We start from the raw sequence: 16,804 nt of genomic DNA, 5'->3' as shown, positions 1-16,804 counted from the left end.
TTTTCGTCCGTTAACGCCAGAGGAACCATCATGATCAAAGCCTGCCTTCGCCTGCTGTTGCTTTGCACCATTACGCTGTTCAGCGTCAACACGCTGGCCGCCGACAAACCCTCCTTTAAGATTTGCTGGTCGATCTACGCGGGCTGGATGCCGTGGGATTACGCGCAGCAGAGCGGCATCGTCAAAAAATGGGCCGACAAATACGGCATCGATATCCAGTTTGTGCAGGTTAACGACTATATCGAGTCGGTGAATCAATACACCGCTGGGGGTTTTGCTGGTTGCACCATGACCAACATGGATGCGCTGACCATTCCGGCCACCGGCGGCGTGGATAGCACGGCGCTGATCGTCGGCGATTACTCCAACGGTAACGACGGCATTCTGCTAAAAGGCGCGGGCAACCTCTCAGCGCTGAAAGGCAAGCCGATAAATCTGGTCGAACTCTCGGTTTCGCATTACCTGCTGGCGCGGGCGCTGGAGAAATCCGGCATGAGCGAGAAAGACGTCAAAGTGGTGAACACCGCCGATGCCGATTTGGTGGCGGCGTTCGGCACCGCCGACGTCAACGCTATCGTTACCTGGAATCCGCTGCTCGCCGAAGCGGAGAAGCAGCCGAACAGCCATCTGATTTTCTCTTCCGCGCAAATTCCGGGCGAAATCCTCGATCTGCTGGTGGTCAACAGCGCCACGCTGCAGAAGTATCCGCAGCTCGGCAAAGCGCTGACCGGCGCATGGTATGAAACGTTGAAAACCATGTCCGGCCCAACCGACAGCGCTAAAGCGGCACGTACACAAATGGCGCAGGCTTCCGGCACCGATCTGGCGGGCTTTGACCAGCAGCTGGCCGCCACGCATCTGTTTAGCGATGCCAAAACCACCCTCGATTTCGTCCAAAGCCCACAGCTCAAAGCCACCATGCAGATGGTCGCCGAGTTCTCGTTTAAGCACGGTTTGCTGGGCGAGGGCGCGCCGAGCGCCGATGTGGTTGGCGTGGCAACGCCTGCGGGCAATTGGGGCGATGCGGGTAACCTCAAACTGCGCTTCACCGATGAGTACACCAAAATGGCCGCCGCCGGGCAGCTGTAAGCGAGGCGATGCCGATGCGTAAGTTGATCAACTACCAACCGCTGCCGCTGGGGCGCTTGCTGCTGGGCATTCTGCCGCTGCTGGCGCTGCTGCTGGTGTATCTGTTCGCGTCGGAGGCGCGTCTCAGTCTGAATGCGGCAGACAAGCTGTTGCCGGGCTTTAACGCCATGGGCGACGCCATCAGCCGCATGGCGTTTCAGCCCAGCCCGCGCACTGGCGAATATCTGTTGTGGAGCGATACCGCCGCCAGTCTGCTGCGTTTGCTGTGTGGTGTGGCGATCAGCGCGCTATTGGCGCTGGCGCTGGGTCTGTTCACCGGCGCGCTGCCGGTGGTGCGTGCGGTGCTGGCGCCGCTGGTGACGCTGTTTGCGTTGGTGCCGCCGCTGGCGATTCTGCCGATTCTGTTTATCTGTTTTGGTCTCGGCGAAGTATCGAAAGTGGTGCTGATTGTCATCGGCATTACGCCGCTGATTGCCCGCGATTTGCAGCTGCAGGTGCAGAAGATCCCGCGCGAGCAGTTGGTGAAAGCGCAGACGCTCGGCGCGCACAGCGCACAGATTTTGTGGCGCGTGATCCTGCCGCAGCTGATGCCGCGCCTGTTGGATGCGGTACGGCTGTCGCTGGCGTCGGCGTGGCTGTTTCTGATTGCCGCCGAAGCCATCGCCGCCACGGAAGGCCTGGGTTATCGCATCTTCCTGATGCGGCGTTATCTGGCAATGGATGTGATTCTGCCCTACGTGGCGTGGATCGCGCTGCTGGCCTTCCTGCTCGACCTGTTGCTGCGGCTGATTAGCCGTCGCTGCTGGCCGTGGTATCACGCGAAATAAGGGGCGAGCGATGCCGTTACTGCAACTGAAAAACCTCGAGAAACATTACGGCCAGCAAGTGGTGCTGGAGCGCCTCAACATCGAGGTTGAAGAGGGGGAGTTTGTGGCGATTGTCGGTGCGTCCGGCTGCGGCAAAACCACCTTCCTGAATATGCTGCTCGGCACTGAAGCGCCCAGCAAAGGCCAGCTGTTGCTGGATGGCGAACCTATCCCCGACGAACCGGATGCGCATCGCGGCGTGATGTTTCAGCGTTATTCGGTGTTTCCGCATCTGACGGTGCTGGGCAACGTGATGCTGGGCGACGAGTTCAGCAGTGCGCGTTGGCTGGGCCGCGTGTGGGGAAAGAAGCGTCAGACGATTCGCCAGCGCGCGCAGGCCATGCTGGCGCAGGTCGGGCTTGAACAGGCACAGAATAAATATCCGCATCAGCTGTCGGGCGGCATGCAGCAGCGTCTGGCGCTGGCGCAGGCGTTGATGAAGCAGCCGCGTATTTTGCTGCTCGATGAACCCTTCGGCGCACTCGATCCCGGCATCCGTAGCGAGATGCACCAGCTGATCACCCGTTTGTGGCAGCAGCATAACCTGACCATCTTCATGATCACCCACGATTTGAAAGAGGGATTTAGCCTTGCATCGCGTCTGCTGGTGTTCGACAAGCTGCGCCACGATCCGCACGCGCCTGAAGCCTGGGGCGCGACCATCACTTACGATTTGCCGTTGGATCGCGCACAGCCATCCGAACCGCAGGTCGCCTAAAGGAGAAAACCATGAAGCCTTACCAAACCTTGTTGCCGAGCGGCGCACACTGGTCGCTGGTGATGCGCAGCGGCAGCGCGCTGACCCTCACCGATGTCGAAGGTGGCGCCAACGTCGGCCTGCTGTTTTACAACCCGGAAAACCTGCTGGAGCGCTATAACGCGCCCGACACCCTGAAGTGCCAGCACACTTTCCGCCTCACCGCCGGTCATTGTCTCTATTCAGATATGGGACGTATTTTCTGCGGCATCGAACACGACAGCTTCGGCTGGCACGAAAGCGTGTGCGGCACGCTGAATGCCGCACAAACCGCCGCGCGTTTTGGTGCCAGCACCTATCAGCAGGCGCGCAATTTGCGCCATCAAAATGGCTACGACAGTTTTCTTGTCGAGCTGGCCAAATATGGGCTCGGCCAGCGCGATATGGCGTCCTGCCTCAATCTGTTTGCGCAGGTGCGCGCCGACGACAGTGGCACTTTGCAGCTGGAACGTCAGGGCGCGGCGGGTGCCAGCGTGCGTTTACGTTTCGCGATGGACACGCTGGTGCTGCTGCACACTTGCCCGCATCCGCTCAGCGCATCGCAGGATTATCCGCGCCAGCCGGTGCAGATCGAACTGGATGCGCAACACGCGCCGCTGCCGGCGATGTGTCTCGAGCGCGACGAGAATCAGCGCGGTCTGCGCAATAACGCGCTGTATCAACTGCAAGGAGAAATGTGATGATCATCGAAAGTCAGCGCAATCCAGCCGAAGCGCGCTTCCAGCAGCAAATTGATGCCGGTGATTACTGGCTGCAGCGCATCGAGGCGGGCCAAACGCTACGCATCACCGATCTTGAAGGCAATCAAGCCGCCGATACGCTGTTTTTCAATGCTGATGACACCGCCGAACGCTACAGCATGAGCGACACGCTGCGCGGGCAAAACAATGTGTTTCTGACGGCCGGCAGCGTGCTGCGCTCGAACTTTGATCGCCCAATGCTGACCATCACTGCCGATACCTGCGGCCGTCACGACACGCTCGGCGGCGCTTGTTCGTGCGAGAGCAACACGGTGCGCTATGACCTGGAGAAGCGCCATATGCATTCGTGCCGCGATAGCTGGATGCTGGCGGTGGCGGAACAGCCGGAGTTTGGCCTGACGCGCCGCGACATCACCCACAACATCAACTTTTTCATGAACGTGCCGGTGACGCAGGATGGCGGATTGACCTTTGCCGACGGCATTTCTGCGCCGGGCAAATATGTCGAGATGCTGGTGCACATCAACGTGCTGGTCCTGATCTCCAATTGCCCGCAGCTCAACAATCCCTGCAACGGTTACAACCCAACGCCGATTTTAGTCAGCGTGTGGTGATTCTCTGACGCAACGGGACGACCCGTTTTCTGCCGTCAATGCTACGCAGGACGACCTGCCGCAACGAGAGTATTCAGTCATGATTGATCGCGTATTAATTGCCAACCGTGGCGCGATTGCCGTGCGCATTATTCGAACCCTGCAAGCCATGAATATCCGGGCGATTGCCGTATACGCCGAAGCCGACCGTCATGCGCGCCATGTGCGTCTGGCGGATGAAGCCTGGTCGCTCGGTGAAGGTCAGGTGCGAGACACTTATCTCAATCAGGATAAATTGCTGGCGATAGCCGCGCAGAGTGGCGCGCAGGCGCTGCATCCCGGCTACGGTTTTCTCAGTGAAAATCCGGAGTTTGTCACGCGCTGCGAAGCGGCGGGCGTGCATTTTCTTGGGCCGAGCGCCGAGCAGATGGCGGCCTTTGGCCTGAAACACAGCGCGCGTGCGCTGGCTGAACAGAATAATGTGCCGCTGCTGCCGGGCAGCGGCTTACTGGCTTCGCTGGCCGAGGCGCAGCAGATAGCGGCGCAGATTGGCTATCCGGTCATGTTGAAAAGCACCGCGGGCGGCGGCGGCATTGGCATGCAGCGCTGCGAGGATGCCGAACAGCTCGACGCGGCATTTACCCGCGTGAAGCGCCTCGCTGGCAACAACTTCGCCGACGATGGCGTGTTTTTAGAGAAGTTTATTGCGCGTGCGCGCCATATCGAAGTGCAGATTTTTGGCGACGGCGCAGGTGAAGTCATCGCGCTCGGCGAACGTGATTGCTCGGCCCAGCGCCGCAATCAAAAGGTGCTGGAAGAGACGCCCGCACCGGGCTTGAGCGCTGCGGTGCGCGCGCAGTTGCAGGCCACCGCCGTAAGGCTGGCGCGGGCGGTGAACTATCGCAGCGCGGGCACGGTGGAATATGTTTATGACGATGCCAGCCAGCAGTTCTGGTTCCTTGAAGTGAACACGCGCTTGCAGGTGGAACATGGCGTCACCGAAATGGTGTATGGCGTTGATTTGGTGCGCTGGATGGTAGAACTGGCGCAGCAAAGATTGCCGCCGCTGGCCGATTTGCAGCCGGTGGTGCAAGGTCACGCCATTCAGGTACGGCTTTACGCCGAAGATCCGGCTAAGCAGTTCCAGCCCAGCGCGGGATTGCTCAGCCATGTGCAGTTCCCGACTACGATTGAGGGCGCTACGCTGCGCATCGACAGCAGCGTTGAGAGCGGCATGGAGGTTTCGCCATTTTACGATCCGATGCTGGCGAAACTTATTGTACATGCCGCAGACCGTGCCAGCGCGCTAGGCAGCATGGCGCAGGCGCTATCCGCCACCGAACTGTACGGCATCGAAACCAATTTGCTATGGCTGCGCCAGCTGTGCACGCTGCCGGACGTGCAGCAGGGACGCATCATCACCGCCACGCTCGGCACCCTGCAGTGGCAGCCGCCAACGCTGGATATTCTCAGCGGCGGCACCTTAACCACAGTGCAAGATGCGCCGGGCCGCATCGGTTATTGGCATGTTGGCGTGCCGCCTTCCGGTCCGTTCGACAGCCGCGCGTTCCAGCTGGGTAATCGCCTGTTAGACAATGATGCGCAGGCCGCCGGGCTGGAGATCACCTTGCGTGGCCCGACGCTGCGCTTCAACCAGGCCTGCAGTTTTGTCCTGACCGGCGCGCCGATTGCCGCGCAGCTTGATCAACAAACGATACCGATGCATCAGCGGCTGACGGCGCAGGCCGGGCAAACGCTGACGCTGGGCGAAGTACGAGATGGCAGCCGCAGCTATCTGCTGCTGGCCGGTGGCCTCGATACGCCGCGCTATCTGGGTAGCCGCAGCACTTTCACCCTCGGCAAATTTGGTGGTCATGCCGGACGCGCGCTGCGCGCCGGTGATGTGCTGCATCTCGCCGCGCCGCAGGTGCTGACAGCGGCCAGCTTGCCGGATAATTTGCTGCCGTCACTGAACGGCAGCTGGCAGCTGCGGGTGATTTACGGTCCGCATGGCGCGCCAACCTTCTTCACCGATGATGACATCGCGGAATTTTTTGCCGCTGAGTGGCAAGTGCACTACAACTCCAGCCGCACCGGCATTCGCCTGATCGGCCCCAAACCGACCTGGGCACGCAGCGATGGCGGCGAAGCGGGCATGCATCCCTCGAACATCCACGACAATGCGTACGCCTTCGGCACCGTGGATTTTACCGGCGATATGCCGGTGATCCTCGGCCCGGATGGCCCATCGCTGGGAGGATTTGTTTGTCCGGCAACGGTGATCGAAGCCGATCTGTGGAAGCTGGGGCAGCTGAAAGCTGGCGATCGCGTCCAGTTCCAGCCGATCGAACTTGCCACCGCCGATCAACTGGCGCAGGCGCAGCGTGACGAGATCATCAAACTGCAATCTCAACCGATTACAGTGAACGCGGCGCTGCCCTTAATTGATCCGGTGCTGCACCATCATGCGGCAACGGAGCAACGTCCTTCGCTCAGTATTCGGGCGGCGGGCGACCGTTTTCTGCTGGTGGAATATGGCGATTTACAACTGGATATCGCGTTGCGTTTTCGCGTGCATGCGCTGATGCAATGGTTGGAAGCGCATCCGCTGCCGGGGCAACTGGAATTGACGCCTGGCATCCGCTCGCTACAAATTCATTATGACGCACAAATGTGTGGCAGAAGTGAGCGAGTGGCGCAAATATTGCACGCTGATTTAGCATTGGGTAGCCTGGCCGATGCGGCCGTGCCTGCGCGCACCGTCTGGCTGCCACTTAGCTGGGATGATGCGGCCTGTCGTGAAGCGATTGTGCGCTACGACCAATCCGTCAGACCGAATGCGCCGTGGTGCCCAAGCAATATTGAATTTATTCGCCGCATCAATGGGCTGGATAGCATTGAGTCGGTAAAAGAGATCGTATTTAGCGCCTCTTATTTGGTAATGGGATTGGGCGATGTCTATCTCGGTGCGCCGGTGGCTACGCCACTCGATCCGCGCCATCGCCTGGTGACCACCAAATACAATCCGGCGCGCACCTGGACGGCGGAAAATTCAGTCGGTATCGGTGGCGCTTATATGTGCGTGTACGGCATGGAAGGGCCGGGCGGCTATCAGTTTGTTGGACGCACTATGCAGATGTGGAACCGCGATCGCCCTACAGCTGCGTTTACCCAGCCCTGGTTACTGCGCTTCTTCGATCAAATACGCTTTTATCCGGTAGATGCCGACGAGTTGCTGCAGATTCGTGAGCGTTTCCCGTGGGGCGATTATCCGCTACGCGTGGAACAGGGTGAATTCCGCCTCGCCGAGTATCAGGCGATGCTGACGCAGCACGCGCAGGAGATTGATGCCTTCCAGCAGCAGCGCCAGCAGGCGTTTGATGAGGAGTTAGCGCGCTGGCGAGCGGAAGGTCAGTTTACCTTTGATAGCCAGCTGCAAGCGCAGAGCAGCGAAAAGGGTGTGGTGCCAGCCGGTTGTCATCCCGTTGAGAGCCAGGTGGCGGGCAGCGTGTGGCAATGGCTGGTGGAGGAAGGCAGTGAAATCAGTGCGGGGGCCACGGTCGGCATCCTCGAATCAATGAAGATGGAAATCCCGATCGTCGCGCCCGTCAGTGGAAAAATCCATAGTCTGACGCGGCAGTCTGGGCAGCAAGTGCAGGCAGGTCAATTGCTTATGGTGATCGACCCAAAAGTGGCATAAGAAAGAATAAAAAATAATCAGGAATCTGGCAGCAAAGTCGGGGATATGTCCCATACTTAGAAACCCGAACTATTGTTGCATTGCCCTGACATCTTTTGCAGTGCTCAACAGGCTGTGTCCCGCATCGGTTTGATAATAACTATGCGAAACCGCTTCGGGATACAGCCTGATCGTCCGGTTTCAGCGCCTGGTGGCGCTTACCTCTCTACTTTCACGTGCTTCATAGTGAGTTTTTAAGGAGTTCTCTATGGAATTAAAAGATCCCATGGTCGAGTTGCTCAGCAGCCTTGAGCAGATTGTTTTGACACGTGACGCGAAGCCATCCGTATCAGAAATTTCAATCAATCAGACTACAGTTCCCGAGCCGCAGCGTTTGCGCGAGATGACCGGCATGCAGGTTGACGAATTTGCCCGTGTGATGGGTGTCAGCGTTTCGTCAGTGAAAAGCTGGGAGGCGCAACGTACACGTCCTTCCGCTACGGCGCGTAAATTGATGAAGTTGTTGCAGGCCAACCCTTATTTAGGGCGCCAGCTGCTGGAGTAATCCCTTTTTGGGGATGATCCAACCCGCCTTGATGGCGGGTTTTTTAATTTATGGCGCCATACTTTGCTGCCTGTTTAACGAACCAGCTCTCCGGCACGCTGTACGGCGGTTGCGCTAACTGCGCAAGCCCTTGTTTGATGGTCTGCTCTGCCTGCCGCCAAAGATGGCTATCGCCCTGGCGTAACAGCTGAATCTGAATTTGCTTTTCCACCAGATAGACGCGCGCAAAGTCGGCATCGTACTGCACGATGGCGCGGGTGTTGTCGATGATGTCGGCCAGCTTGATGGTTTGCGCTTCGGGCGAGGCATCGGCGGTGTGGCGAAAATGCGCCAGCTTGCGTGCGGCGCGGTTTTTTGCCGCAGGCTGCGCGCTGTCGGTGAGCTGGTCCACCAGTTCCGCCACGCGCGGGCCGAAATGGCGTTCGATATCGTCAATGGTGCTGGGCGTGTCTTCTACCGTGTCATGCAGCCAGGCGGCGGCAATCATCTGTTCATCATCGGTAACGCTACGCACTAATTCGGCGACGGCAGCCGGATGCACAATGTAAGGCTCGTCAGTGTATTTGCGACGTTGACCCGCAGCGGCATGCGCCTCAGTGGCATAACGGCGCGCTTGCTCTTCCAGTGAATCTCGCATATTTCACTCTCCCAGAGAAAAGTCGCTTGCAATTATCTAGCGCGCTATTTATATTGAAACCCATGAACAGTAATCAAGATGACAAAAAAGTGAAGCAGGCGCCACTTCAGTTAGATCAGCAGCTCTGCTTTGCACTGTATTCGGCGAATCTCGCGATGCACAAAGTCTATCGCCAGCTGCTATCAAAGCTGGAGATTACCTATCCGCAATATCTGGTGATGCTGGTGCTGTGGAATCAGGACGATGTGACGGTCTCTGAGATTGGCGAGCAGCTGTTTCTTGATTCAGCCACGCTGACGCCGCTGTTAAAACGTCTGGAGAGCGCGGGTTTATTGCATCGCCAGCGTTCCCGTCAGGATGAGCGTCAGGTTGTGGTAACGCTGACCGATGAAGGTCGTGCGTTGCATGACAAAGCAGAAAGTATTCCGGAAGCCATTCAGTGCGCAACAGCCTGCGATGACCAGGTGATGGCATCTCTGAAAGCTCAGTTAGACGAGTTGCGCGATAGCCTTTACCGCGCCAATTAATAAACAGGGGAAGTCGCTGTCCCGACAACCCAAAAGATGACGTTCAGGTTTGCGCATAATAAGTAGTGCGCGATTATATAGCGAATTAATGAGGTTATTATGTCTTTAGAAAAAGTTGTTTACACTGCAAAAGCTAAAGCTACCGGCGGTCGTGATGGTCGTGCTACTTCTTCCGACAACGTGCTGGATGTAAAACTGGGCGTGCCAAAAGAGATGGGCGGCGCAGGCGGCGAAGTGACTAACCCAGAGCAGCTGTTTGCTGCAGGTTATTCAGCGTGTTTCCTCGGTGCGATGAAGTTTGTGGCTGGCCGCGACAAGATTTCGATGCCGAAAGATGCGTGGATTGAAGGCGAAGTTGGCATTGGCCCAATCCCGAACGGTTTCGGTATTGAAGCCAAACTGAATATTCATCTGCCAGAGATGGATGCAGCTGAAGCGCAGAAGCTGGTAGATGCGGCACACATCGTTTGCCCATACTCAAACGCAACGCGTGGCAATATCGACGTGACGCTGAACATCATCAACTAATTGATGTTATTCACGATAACAGGCTCCTGCGGGAGCCTTTTTCACATCTGAATAAAACGCTAACCGGTTAGATTAGAAAATTTATCTGGTCTTACCATTGGTTAAATGTTCTACTGCTCGGCTTCGCGCCATCGCCCTTTCGCCAGTCGGAATCGTCCCGATCCTGCATCTTGCGTCACGCTTTTACTGCGGTTTAGCGAACTCTGCTGTCTTTAAACAGTCACATAACGGTTGATACAACGACACCAGGTCGGGAATAGAAAATTTTCATGAATTATATTAAAAGTTTAACGCAGCAAAAGCTGTCTCTGCTGCTTGCGTTATATCTCGGTATCTTACTGAATTTACCGATATTTTATCGCCGCTTTGACGGCTTCTTAACGAAATCCAATATCTCTAACTGGCTTTCTGCAGCGGCGGAAGTGATGGCAGCTGTACTACTGACTTTCTTCCTGATGCGCTTGCTGTCGCTGGGCGGCAAATGGGTTTACCGCATTCTCGCCACACTCACCGTGATCATCTCTGTTGCCGCCGCTTATTACATGGCGTTCTTCAACGTGGTGATTGGCTACGGCATTATCGCCTCGGTGATGACCACCGATATCGATCTCTCTAAAGAAGTGATTGGTCTGCATTTCGTGCTGTGGATGGTGCTGGTGAGTGCGTTGCCGCTGCTGCTTATCTGGCGCAATAAGCTTAGCCAGACACTGATTGAACAACTTAAAACGCCTGGCCAACGTCTTAAGCCGGTAGCCGTTATGCTGCTGAGCGTGGCGCTGGTCTGGCTGCCGATTCGCTATTTCGACAAGCTGCAGAAGGTGAATGAAGAGATCACCAACATCGATTTGCCGAGCTATGGCGGCGTGGTGGCGCACTCGTATCTGCCATCCAACTGGATTGCCGCGCTGGGCCTGTTCGCCTGGACCAAAGTTGATGAAGAGTGGGATGGCCAGAAGTTACTCGATCCGGCAAAAGAGTTTACTTACGTCGCGCCTGCGGGCATCGACGATACCTATATGGTGTTTGTGATTGGCGAAACCACGCGTTGGGATCACATGGGCATGCTCGGCTACGATCGTGATACCACGCCGAAGCTGTCGAAAGAGAAGAACCTGGTCGCGTTCCGTGGTGAATCTTGTGATACCGCCACCAAGCTGTCGCTGCGCTGCATGTTCGTGCGCGAAGGTGGCACCATGGATAATCCGGGCCGCACGTTGAAAGAACAAAATGTTTTCGCCGTGTTGAAAGAGCTGGGCTTCACGTCTGAGCTGTTCGCGATGCAGAGCGAAGTGTGGTTCTACGATAACGCTGACACCAATAACTTCTCGTTCCGCGAGCAGATTGGTTCAGAGAAGCGTAATCAGGGCAAAGCGGTCGATGACATGCTGTTAGTGCCGGAGTTGCAGGCATCGTTACAGCGCTTCCCGAAAGGCAAGCACGTGGTGATTCTGCACACCAAAGGCTCGCACTACCTTTATTCTCAGCGTTACCCGCGTGATTTCGCTCGCTATCAGCCGGAATGCATGGGCGTTGATGAGAAGTGCAGTAAAGCGCAGTTGATTAACGCCTACGACAACTCGATTTTGTACGTGGATACCATGCTGGATAGCGTGCTCGATCAGTTGCGAGATAAGAAGGCGATTGTGTTCTACGCCTCCGATCACGGTGAATCAATCAGCGAGAATATGCACTTGCACGGTACGCCGCGCGAGATGGCGCCACCGGAGCAGTTCCGTGTACCGATGATGGTGTGGGCTTCTGATAAGTATCTTGAAGATCCAACCAACCGCAGCAACTTCGAACGTTTACAGGCGCAGCAGCGCGTGGGTAAAACCCATCGCCATGTTGAGCTGTTCGACACCATCATGGGTTGCCTCGGCTACACCTCGCCGGACGGCGGAATTAAAGACGCAAATAATTGGTGTTCAGCACCAGCGGCCGCGCCTGCTAAAGCGCTGTGATTTTTTTGGGGTTGTTGACCGCTGCTTGCTTTCCAGGCGATCAGTTGAGTTTTCAGTAAAAGGCATTGACGCTTTTTTAGCAGCGCAGTAATATGCGCCCCCATCGGCGAGTAGCGCAGCTTGGTAGCGCAACTGGTTTGGGACCAGTGGGTCGGAGGTTCGAATCCTCTCTCGCCGACCATCTTTGAAGAAACCTGCTTTTATAAGCAGGTTTTTTTTCGTCTGTAATTTGGGATTCTGTATTGTTAGCTCCTCAGCAGATCAGGCTGAAATACAGGGCCGCTCCGTAAAGTCGCCGTGGACACATCCCTGTGGGCCTTGCCGACGCATCCATGCGTCGGAAGCTTTACTCCGCGGCCCTGTATTCCATCCTTCTTCAAACTCCTCTGCATTTTTTTAACAGCAAAACAGAAGCCAACCTGGCGATGGGAAGGCGGCTCGTTTAGCAAAGCGTCCGCCGCAGGGATGCGGCGGTCGAGGCTACAGGGACGTATTCACGCCGACTTTGCGTTCGAGCCGCCTTTCCTGAGCAACGCACCGAGCGAATAGCAAAACCCCTAAATATACCCATTCCATCCCCTAAACCAGCAATACTCACCATTATCTCCACTAACTCCCGCGTACCCCACGCCAAATCGAACCCGCGCGCTTAATTCGCGAAACATTCTTCTTATGACCGGTTTATGCATCATGCTGATTTCTTATGCCATTTCCCTAGCACATTCCGCTGCCTGAACGTCATAACGCACGCAGAATCGTTCAGATATTCAACATTTACCAATAAGTTTTGTGTGTTTTTTAGCGGTGATAATCACTGCTATTTGACTACATAGCCAGATAATCACGCGGCATTGAGCGCTTTATCACCTTTTTTAATTTTGGCTTAGGCTGAGAAGGGTGTTTTTTATCGTTGCTTGCACTTAGTCACACTCTATGTAAATAACCCCACACTGTATTGACGTTCATTGCAACTGTTGACAAATTGATGCGTCAATAAAATGTAGAGAAGGACGTGTCTGACAGATTCCACGGTGCCAGCACAAAAAAATAACCGCTCACATTTTGCTTACTCTTAATTGACCTGCCCGAACCGCATAAAAAAATCAGAGGTCGGGCGACGCACACAACATCACATCACAATGGAGCAAAACATGATCAACTCCCTGGCTAAATCCAGGATGCTGAAGGTCGGTCTCAGCCTGATTGCTATGACCGTTGCCGCTGGTGTCCAGGCGAAAACCCTTGTTTATTGTTCAGAAGGTTCGCCGGAAGGCTTCAACCCGCAGCTCTTCACATCGGGCACCACCTACGACGCAAGCTCGGTACCGATCTACAACCGACTGGTTGAGTTCAAAACCGGTACCACCGAGCTGCAGCCAGGTCTGGCAGAAAAATGGGATGTCAGCGCGGACGGTAAAACTTATACCTTCCACCTGCGTCAGGGCGTGAAGTGGCAAACCACCAAAGACTTCAAGCCAACCCGCACCTTCAATGCCGATGACGTCGTGTTCTCCTTCGAGCGTCAGCTCGACAAAAACAACAAATATCACGGTGTTTCTGGCGGCAGCTACGAATACTTCGAAGGCATGGACATGCCTAAGCTGATCGCCAAAATCGAAAAAGTTGACGATTACACCGTACGCTTCACCCTGACGCGTCCAGAAGCGCCGTTCATTGCTGACCTCGGCATGGACTTCGCCTCAATCATTTCTAAAGAATATGCCGACAACATGCTGAAAGCGGGCACGCCTGAGAAGCTGGACCTCAATCCAGTGGGCACCGGTCCGTTTGTACTGCAGCAGTATCAGAAAGACTCGCGCATTCTGTATAAAGCTAACCCAGACTTCTGGGGCACTAAGCCGAAGATTGATCGCTTAGTGTTCTCCATCACGCCAGACGCCTCTGTGCGTTATGCGAAACTGCAGAAAGGCGAGTGCCAGGTCATGCCGTACCCGAACCCGGCCGACATCGCCAGCATGAAGAAAGACGACAAAATTAACCTGATGGAACAGCCAGGTTTGAACGTTGGTTACCTGTCGTTCAACACCGAGAAAAAGCCGCTGGATAACGTGAAGGTGCGTCAGGCACTAACCATGGCGGTGAACAAACAAGCCATCATTGATGCCGTTTATCAGGGCGCTGGCCAGGCCGCGAAAAACCTGATCCCACCAACCATGTGGGGCTACAACGACGACATCAAAGATTACGCCTACGATCCTGAGAAAGCCAAAGCGCTGCTGAAAGAAGCAGGTATGGCTGATGGTTTCTCCATCGACCTGTGGGCAATGCCGGTTCAGCGTCCATACAACCCGAACGCACGTCGCATGGCGGAAATGGTTCAGGCTGACTGGGCTAAAATTGGCGTGAAAGCCAAAATCGTCACCTTCGAATGGGGCGAGTACCTGAAACGCGCGAAAGCCGGTGAACACCAGACCGTAATGATGGGCTGGACCGGTGATAATGGGGATCCGGATAACTTCTTCGCCACGCTGTTCAGCTGTGCAGCGGCGAAAGACGGTTCTAACTACTCACGTTGGTGCTACAAGCCGTTTGAAGATCTGATTCAGCCAGCCCGTGCTGAAGCCGATCACAACAAACGTATTGAACTGTACAAACAGGCTCAGGTAGTGATGCATGACCAGGCTCCAGCGCTGATCATCGCTCACTCAACCGTCTACGAGCCAGTGAGTAAGAAAGTCTCTGGTTATGTGGTTGATCCATTAGGTAAACATCACTTCGAAAACGTCGATATCCAGGAATAACCTTTCGGATTATCGCGGTCAGGGCCAGCATTGCTGGCCCTCGGGCGGCACCTTCGCCGCCCGTATTCCGCTCTTTTTTTCCGGCAAATTCTACTAATGAAGCGCTTCTTGCGTCGCGTCCGCCTTCGGCTGGCTGCGAGTGTTGAGCAATGTTGTCCCCGGCGGTAACGCTGTGGGAAATGTCAGAGAACCAGGCTTATGCTGCAATTCATACTCCGACGTTTGGGCCTTGTCATCCCAACGTTCATCGGTATCACGTTATTGACCTTCGCGTTTGTCCATTTGATCCCCGGCGATCCGGTACTGATCATGGCTGGCGAACGCGGTATCTCTCCTGAACGTCACGCGCAATTGATGGCGCAATTTGGCCTCGATCAGCCGATGTGGAAGCAATACATCACCTACATCAACGGCGTCTTACACGGTGACCTCGGCATCTCGCTGAAAAGCCGTATCCCGGTTTGGGACGAATTCGTACCACGCTTCAAAGCTACGCTGGAACTGGGCATCTGCGCCATGTTGTTCGCGGTCGCTGTCGGCATTCCTGTTGGCGTGCTGGCCGCGGTAAAACGCGGCTCGATCTTCGATCACACCGCCGTGGGCATCTCGCTCACCGGTTACTCGATGCCGATTTTCTGGTGGGGCATCATGCTGATCATGCTGGTCTCGGTGCAGTTGAACCTCACGCCGGTCTCCGGGCGCGTCAGCGACATCATCTTCCTCGACGACAGTCATCCGCTCACCGGCTTTATGCTGATTGATACGCTGCTGTGGGGCGAAGAGGGCGATTTTAAAGATGCGGTGATGCACATGATTCTGCCGGCCATCGTGCTCGGCACCATTCCGCTGGCGGTGATCGTGCGTATGACGCGCTCCTCGATGCTGGAAGTGCTGGGTGAAGATTACATCCGCACCGCTCGCGCCAAAGGGCTGACGCGTATGCGTGTGATTGTGGTGCATGCGCTGCGTAACGCCATGCTGCCGGTCGTCACCGTGATTGGTTTGCAGGTTGGTACGCTGCTGGCCGGTGCGATTCTGACCGAAACCATCTTCTCGTGGCCGGGACTCGGTCGCTGGCTGATCGAAGCGCTGCAACGCCGTGATTATCCGGTGGTGCAGGGCGGCGTGTTGCTGGTGGCGATTCTGATCATCGTGGTCAACCTGCTGGTTGATCTGCTGTACGGCGTGGTCAATCCACGTATCCGTCATAAGAAATAAGGGGGAATCATGTCTGCTGTTGATCCCGCAAGCGTAACTGCTGCACCCAAGCCGATGACCCCGTTGCAGGAATTCTGGCACTACTTCAGGCGTAACAAAGGGGCGGTTATCGGCCTGGTTTACATCGTTCTGATGCTGTTAATCGCTATCTTTGCTGATGTGCTGGCACCGCACGCACCGGCTGAGCAATTCCGTGATGCCTTGCTGCATCCGCCGGTTTGGCAGGAAGGCGGCAGCTGGAGCTACATCCTCGGTACCGATGACGTGGGCCGCGATGTGCTGTCGCGCCTGATGTACGGCGCGCGTCTGTCGCTGCTGGTTGGCTGCATGGTCGTCGTGCTGTCGCTGATTCTCGGCGTGATATTTGGCCTGATGGCTGGCTACCTTGGCGGCGTGGTTGACGCCATCATTATGCGTGTGGTCGATATCATGCTGGCGCTGCCAAGCCTGCTGCTGGCATTGGTGCTGGTGGCGATCTTCGGTCCGTCGATCGTTAATGCCTCGCTGGCGATTACCTTCGTCGCCTTGCCGCACTATATCCGTCTGACGCGTGCTGCGGTGCTGGTTGAAGTTAACCGCGACTACGTTACCGCCTCAAGCGTGGCGGGTGCCGGTACGCTGCGCCAGATGTTCATCAATATTCTGCCTAACTGCCTGGCACCGCTGATCGTGCAGGCATCATTAGGTTTCTCCAACGCCATCCTCGATATGGCGGCGTTGGGCTTTCTCGGTATGGGGGCGCAACCGCCAACGCCGGAGTGGGGCACCATGCTCTCCGACGTGTTGCAGTATGCGCAAAGTGCCTGGTGGGTGGTGACATTCCCTGGAGTGACCATTCTGCTAACGGTTCTGGCATTCAACCTCATGGGCGATGGTTTGCGTGATGCACTCGACCCGAAACTCAAGCAGTAAAGAGGCACC

Annotated in this window: 14 protein-coding genes and 1 tRNA gene; 14 read left to right on the top strand and 1 reads right to left on the bottom strand. The window is 56.0% G+C overall.

Features of this window, described 5'->3' with window-relative positions; translation table 11 throughout:
- The first annotated feature begins 30 nt into the window (after positions 1-30).
- The 7 genes from ACVLVH_RS18460 to ACVLVH_RS18430 all read left to right on the top strand — a co-directional run bounded on the left by ACVLVH_RS18460 (position 31) and on the right by ACVLVH_RS18430 (position 8,250).
- Positions 31-1,089: a putative urea ABC transporter substrate-binding protein gene (locus ACVLVH_RS18460; protein WP_061719325.1), complete on the top strand. Its 1,059-nt coding sequence runs from the start codon at positions 31-33 to the stop codon at positions 1,087-1,089.
- A gap of 14 nt (positions 1,090-1,103) precedes the next feature.
- Complete coding sequence (locus tag ACVLVH_RS18455) at positions 1,104-1,916, top strand: ABC transporter permease (protein ID WP_101763813.1); 813 nt, start codon at positions 1,104-1,106, stop codon at positions 1,914-1,916.
- Between the two features lie 10 nt (positions 1,917-1,926).
- The gene (locus tag ACVLVH_RS18450; RefSeq protein WP_192236860.1) at positions 1,927-2,673 is read left to right on the top strand and encodes an ABC transporter ATP-binding protein; all 747 of its coding nucleotides are present in this window, start codon (positions 1,927-1,929) and stop codon (positions 2,671-2,673) included.
- An 11-nt stretch (positions 2,674-2,684) separates the two neighbouring features.
- Complete coding sequence (locus ACVLVH_RS18445) at positions 2,685-3,392, top strand: urea amidolyase associated protein UAAP1 (protein ID WP_192414359.1); 708 nt, start codon at positions 2,685-2,687, stop codon at positions 3,390-3,392.
- The gene (locus tag ACVLVH_RS18440; protein ID WP_192414362.1) at positions 3,392-4,027 is read left to right on the top strand and encodes an urea amidolyase associated protein UAAP2; all 636 of its coding nucleotides are present in this window, start codon (positions 3,392-3,394) and stop codon (positions 4,025-4,027) included. The genes ACVLVH_RS18445 and ACVLVH_RS18440 overlap by 1 nt, the downstream gene beginning before the upstream one ends.
- 79 nt (positions 4,028-4,106) lie before the next feature.
- Positions 4,107-7,706, top strand: a complete 3,600-nt coding sequence (gene uca / locus ACVLVH_RS18435) for an urea carboxylase (RefSeq protein WP_192414364.1) — start codon at positions 4,107-4,109, stop codon at positions 7,704-7,706.
- Between the two features lie 247 nt (positions 7,707-7,953).
- Positions 7,954-8,250, top strand: coding sequence for an HTH-type transcriptional regulator (locus tag ACVLVH_RS18430; protein WP_008104629.1), 297 nt, complete (start codon positions 7,954-7,956; stop codon positions 8,248-8,250).
- Positions 8,251-8,293: 43 nt separating this feature from the next.
- On the opposite strand, the gene ACVLVH_RS18425 is transcribed toward ACVLVH_RS18430, so the two are convergent.
- Complete coding sequence (locus tag ACVLVH_RS18425) at positions 8,294-8,887, bottom strand: HD domain-containing protein (RefSeq protein WP_101763808.1); 594 nt, start codon at positions 8,885-8,887, stop codon at positions 8,294-8,296.
- Positions 8,888-8,949: 62 nt separating this feature from the next.
- Here ACVLVH_RS18425 and ACVLVH_RS18420 point away from each other — a divergent pair, with 62 nt between their 5' ends.
- The 7 genes from ACVLVH_RS18420 (at position 8,950) to dppC (ending at position 16,795) form a co-directional block, all read left to right on the top strand.
- Entirely contained in the window at positions 8,950-9,414 is a 465-nt protein-coding gene (locus ACVLVH_RS18420; RefSeq protein WP_192414366.1) for a MarR family winged helix-turn-helix transcriptional regulator, read from the top strand.
- A 99-nt stretch (positions 9,415-9,513) separates the two neighbouring features.
- Positions 9,514-9,942, top strand: a complete 429-nt coding sequence (locus ACVLVH_RS18415; protein WP_101763806.1) for an organic hydroperoxide resistance protein — start codon at positions 9,514-9,516, stop codon at positions 9,940-9,942.
- A 269-nt stretch (positions 9,943-10,211) separates the two neighbouring features.
- On the top strand, positions 10,212-11,903 hold the full coding sequence (eptB, locus tag ACVLVH_RS18410; RefSeq protein ID WP_192236864.1) for a kdo(2)-lipid A phosphoethanolamine 7''-transferase: 1,692 nt from the start codon (positions 10,212-10,214) through the stop codon (positions 11,901-11,903).
- Between the two features lie 104 nt (positions 11,904-12,007).
- Positions 12,008-12,084, top strand: a tRNA-Pro gene (locus ACVLVH_RS18405).
- Positions 12,085-13,054: 970 nt separating this feature from the next.
- Positions 13,055-14,665 (top strand): dipeptide ABC transporter periplasmic-binding protein DppA, encoded by a 1,611-nt coding sequence (dppA, locus tag ACVLVH_RS18400; protein WP_101763804.1) that lies wholly within the window; start codon positions 13,055-13,057, stop codon positions 14,663-14,665.
- Between the two features lie 198 nt (positions 14,666-14,863).
- Positions 14,864-15,883, top strand: coding sequence for a dipeptide ABC transporter permease DppB (dppB, locus tag ACVLVH_RS18395; RefSeq protein ID WP_192414368.1), 1,020 nt, complete (start codon positions 14,864-14,866; stop codon positions 15,881-15,883).
- A gap of 9 nt (positions 15,884-15,892) precedes the next feature.
- Positions 15,893-16,795: a dipeptide ABC transporter permease DppC gene (dppC, locus tag ACVLVH_RS18390; RefSeq protein ID WP_110867893.1), complete on the top strand. Its 903-nt coding sequence runs from the start codon at positions 15,893-15,895 to the stop codon at positions 16,793-16,795.
- Positions 16,796-16,804: the final 9 nt, after the last annotated feature.

Source organism: Kluyvera sp. 1366, assembly GCF_054823405.1.
The sequence above is the reverse complement of the archived record's forward strand: the minus strand, read 5'-3'. Positions and strand labels throughout refer to the sequence as shown.

What these genes read in the sequence shown, in the direction of transcription:
- ACVLVH_RS18420 (WP_192414366.1), top strand. Translation starts at nt 8,950, where the DNA reads ATGAACAGTAATCAAGATGACAAAAAAGTGAAGCAGGCGCCACTTCAG.
- ACVLVH_RS18455 (WP_101763813.1), top strand. Translation starts at nt 1,104, where the DNA reads ATGCGTAAGTTGATCAACTACCAACCGCTGCCGCTGGGGCGCTTGCTG.
- dppB (WP_192414368.1), top strand. Translation starts at nt 14,864, where the DNA reads ATGCTGCAATTCATACTCCGACGTTTGGGCCTTGTCATCCCAACGTTC.
- ACVLVH_RS18445 (WP_192414359.1), top strand. Translation starts at nt 2,685, where the DNA reads ATGAAGCCTTACCAAACCTTGTTGCCGAGCGGCGCACACTGGTCGCTG.
- eptB (WP_192236864.1), top strand. Translation starts at nt 10,212, where the DNA reads ATGAATTATATTAAAAGTTTAACGCAGCAAAAGCTGTCTCTGCTGCTT.
- ACVLVH_RS18415 (WP_101763806.1), top strand. Translation starts at nt 9,514, where the DNA reads ATGTCTTTAGAAAAAGTTGTTTACACTGCAAAAGCTAAAGCTACCGGC.
- ACVLVH_RS18460 (WP_061719325.1), top strand. Translation starts at nt 31, where the DNA reads ATGATCAAAGCCTGCCTTCGCCTGCTGTTGCTTTGCACCATTACGCTG.
- ACVLVH_RS18450 (WP_192236860.1), top strand. Translation starts at nt 1,927, where the DNA reads ATGCCGTTACTGCAACTGAAAAACCTCGAGAAACATTACGGCCAGCAA.
- dppA (WP_101763804.1), top strand. Translation starts at nt 13,055, where the DNA reads ATGATCAACTCCCTGGCTAAATCCAGGATGCTGAAGGTCGGTCTCAGC.
- ACVLVH_RS18430 (WP_008104629.1), top strand. Translation starts at nt 7,954, where the DNA reads ATGGAATTAAAAGATCCCATGGTCGAGTTGCTCAGCAGCCTTGAGCAG.
- ACVLVH_RS18440 (WP_192414362.1), top strand. Translation starts at nt 3,392, where the DNA reads ATGATCATCGAAAGTCAGCGCAATCCAGCCGAAGCGCGCTTCCAGCAG.
- ACVLVH_RS18425 (WP_101763808.1), bottom strand. Translation starts at nt 8,887, where the DNA reads ATGCGAGATTCACTGGAAGAGCAAGCGCGCCGTTATGCCACTGAGGCG.
- dppC (WP_110867893.1), top strand. Translation starts at nt 15,893, where the DNA reads ATGTCTGCTGTTGATCCCGCAAGCGTAACTGCTGCACCCAAGCCGATG.
- uca (WP_192414364.1), top strand. Translation starts at nt 4,107, where the DNA reads ATGATTGATCGCGTATTAATTGCCAACCGTGGCGCGATTGCCGTGCGC.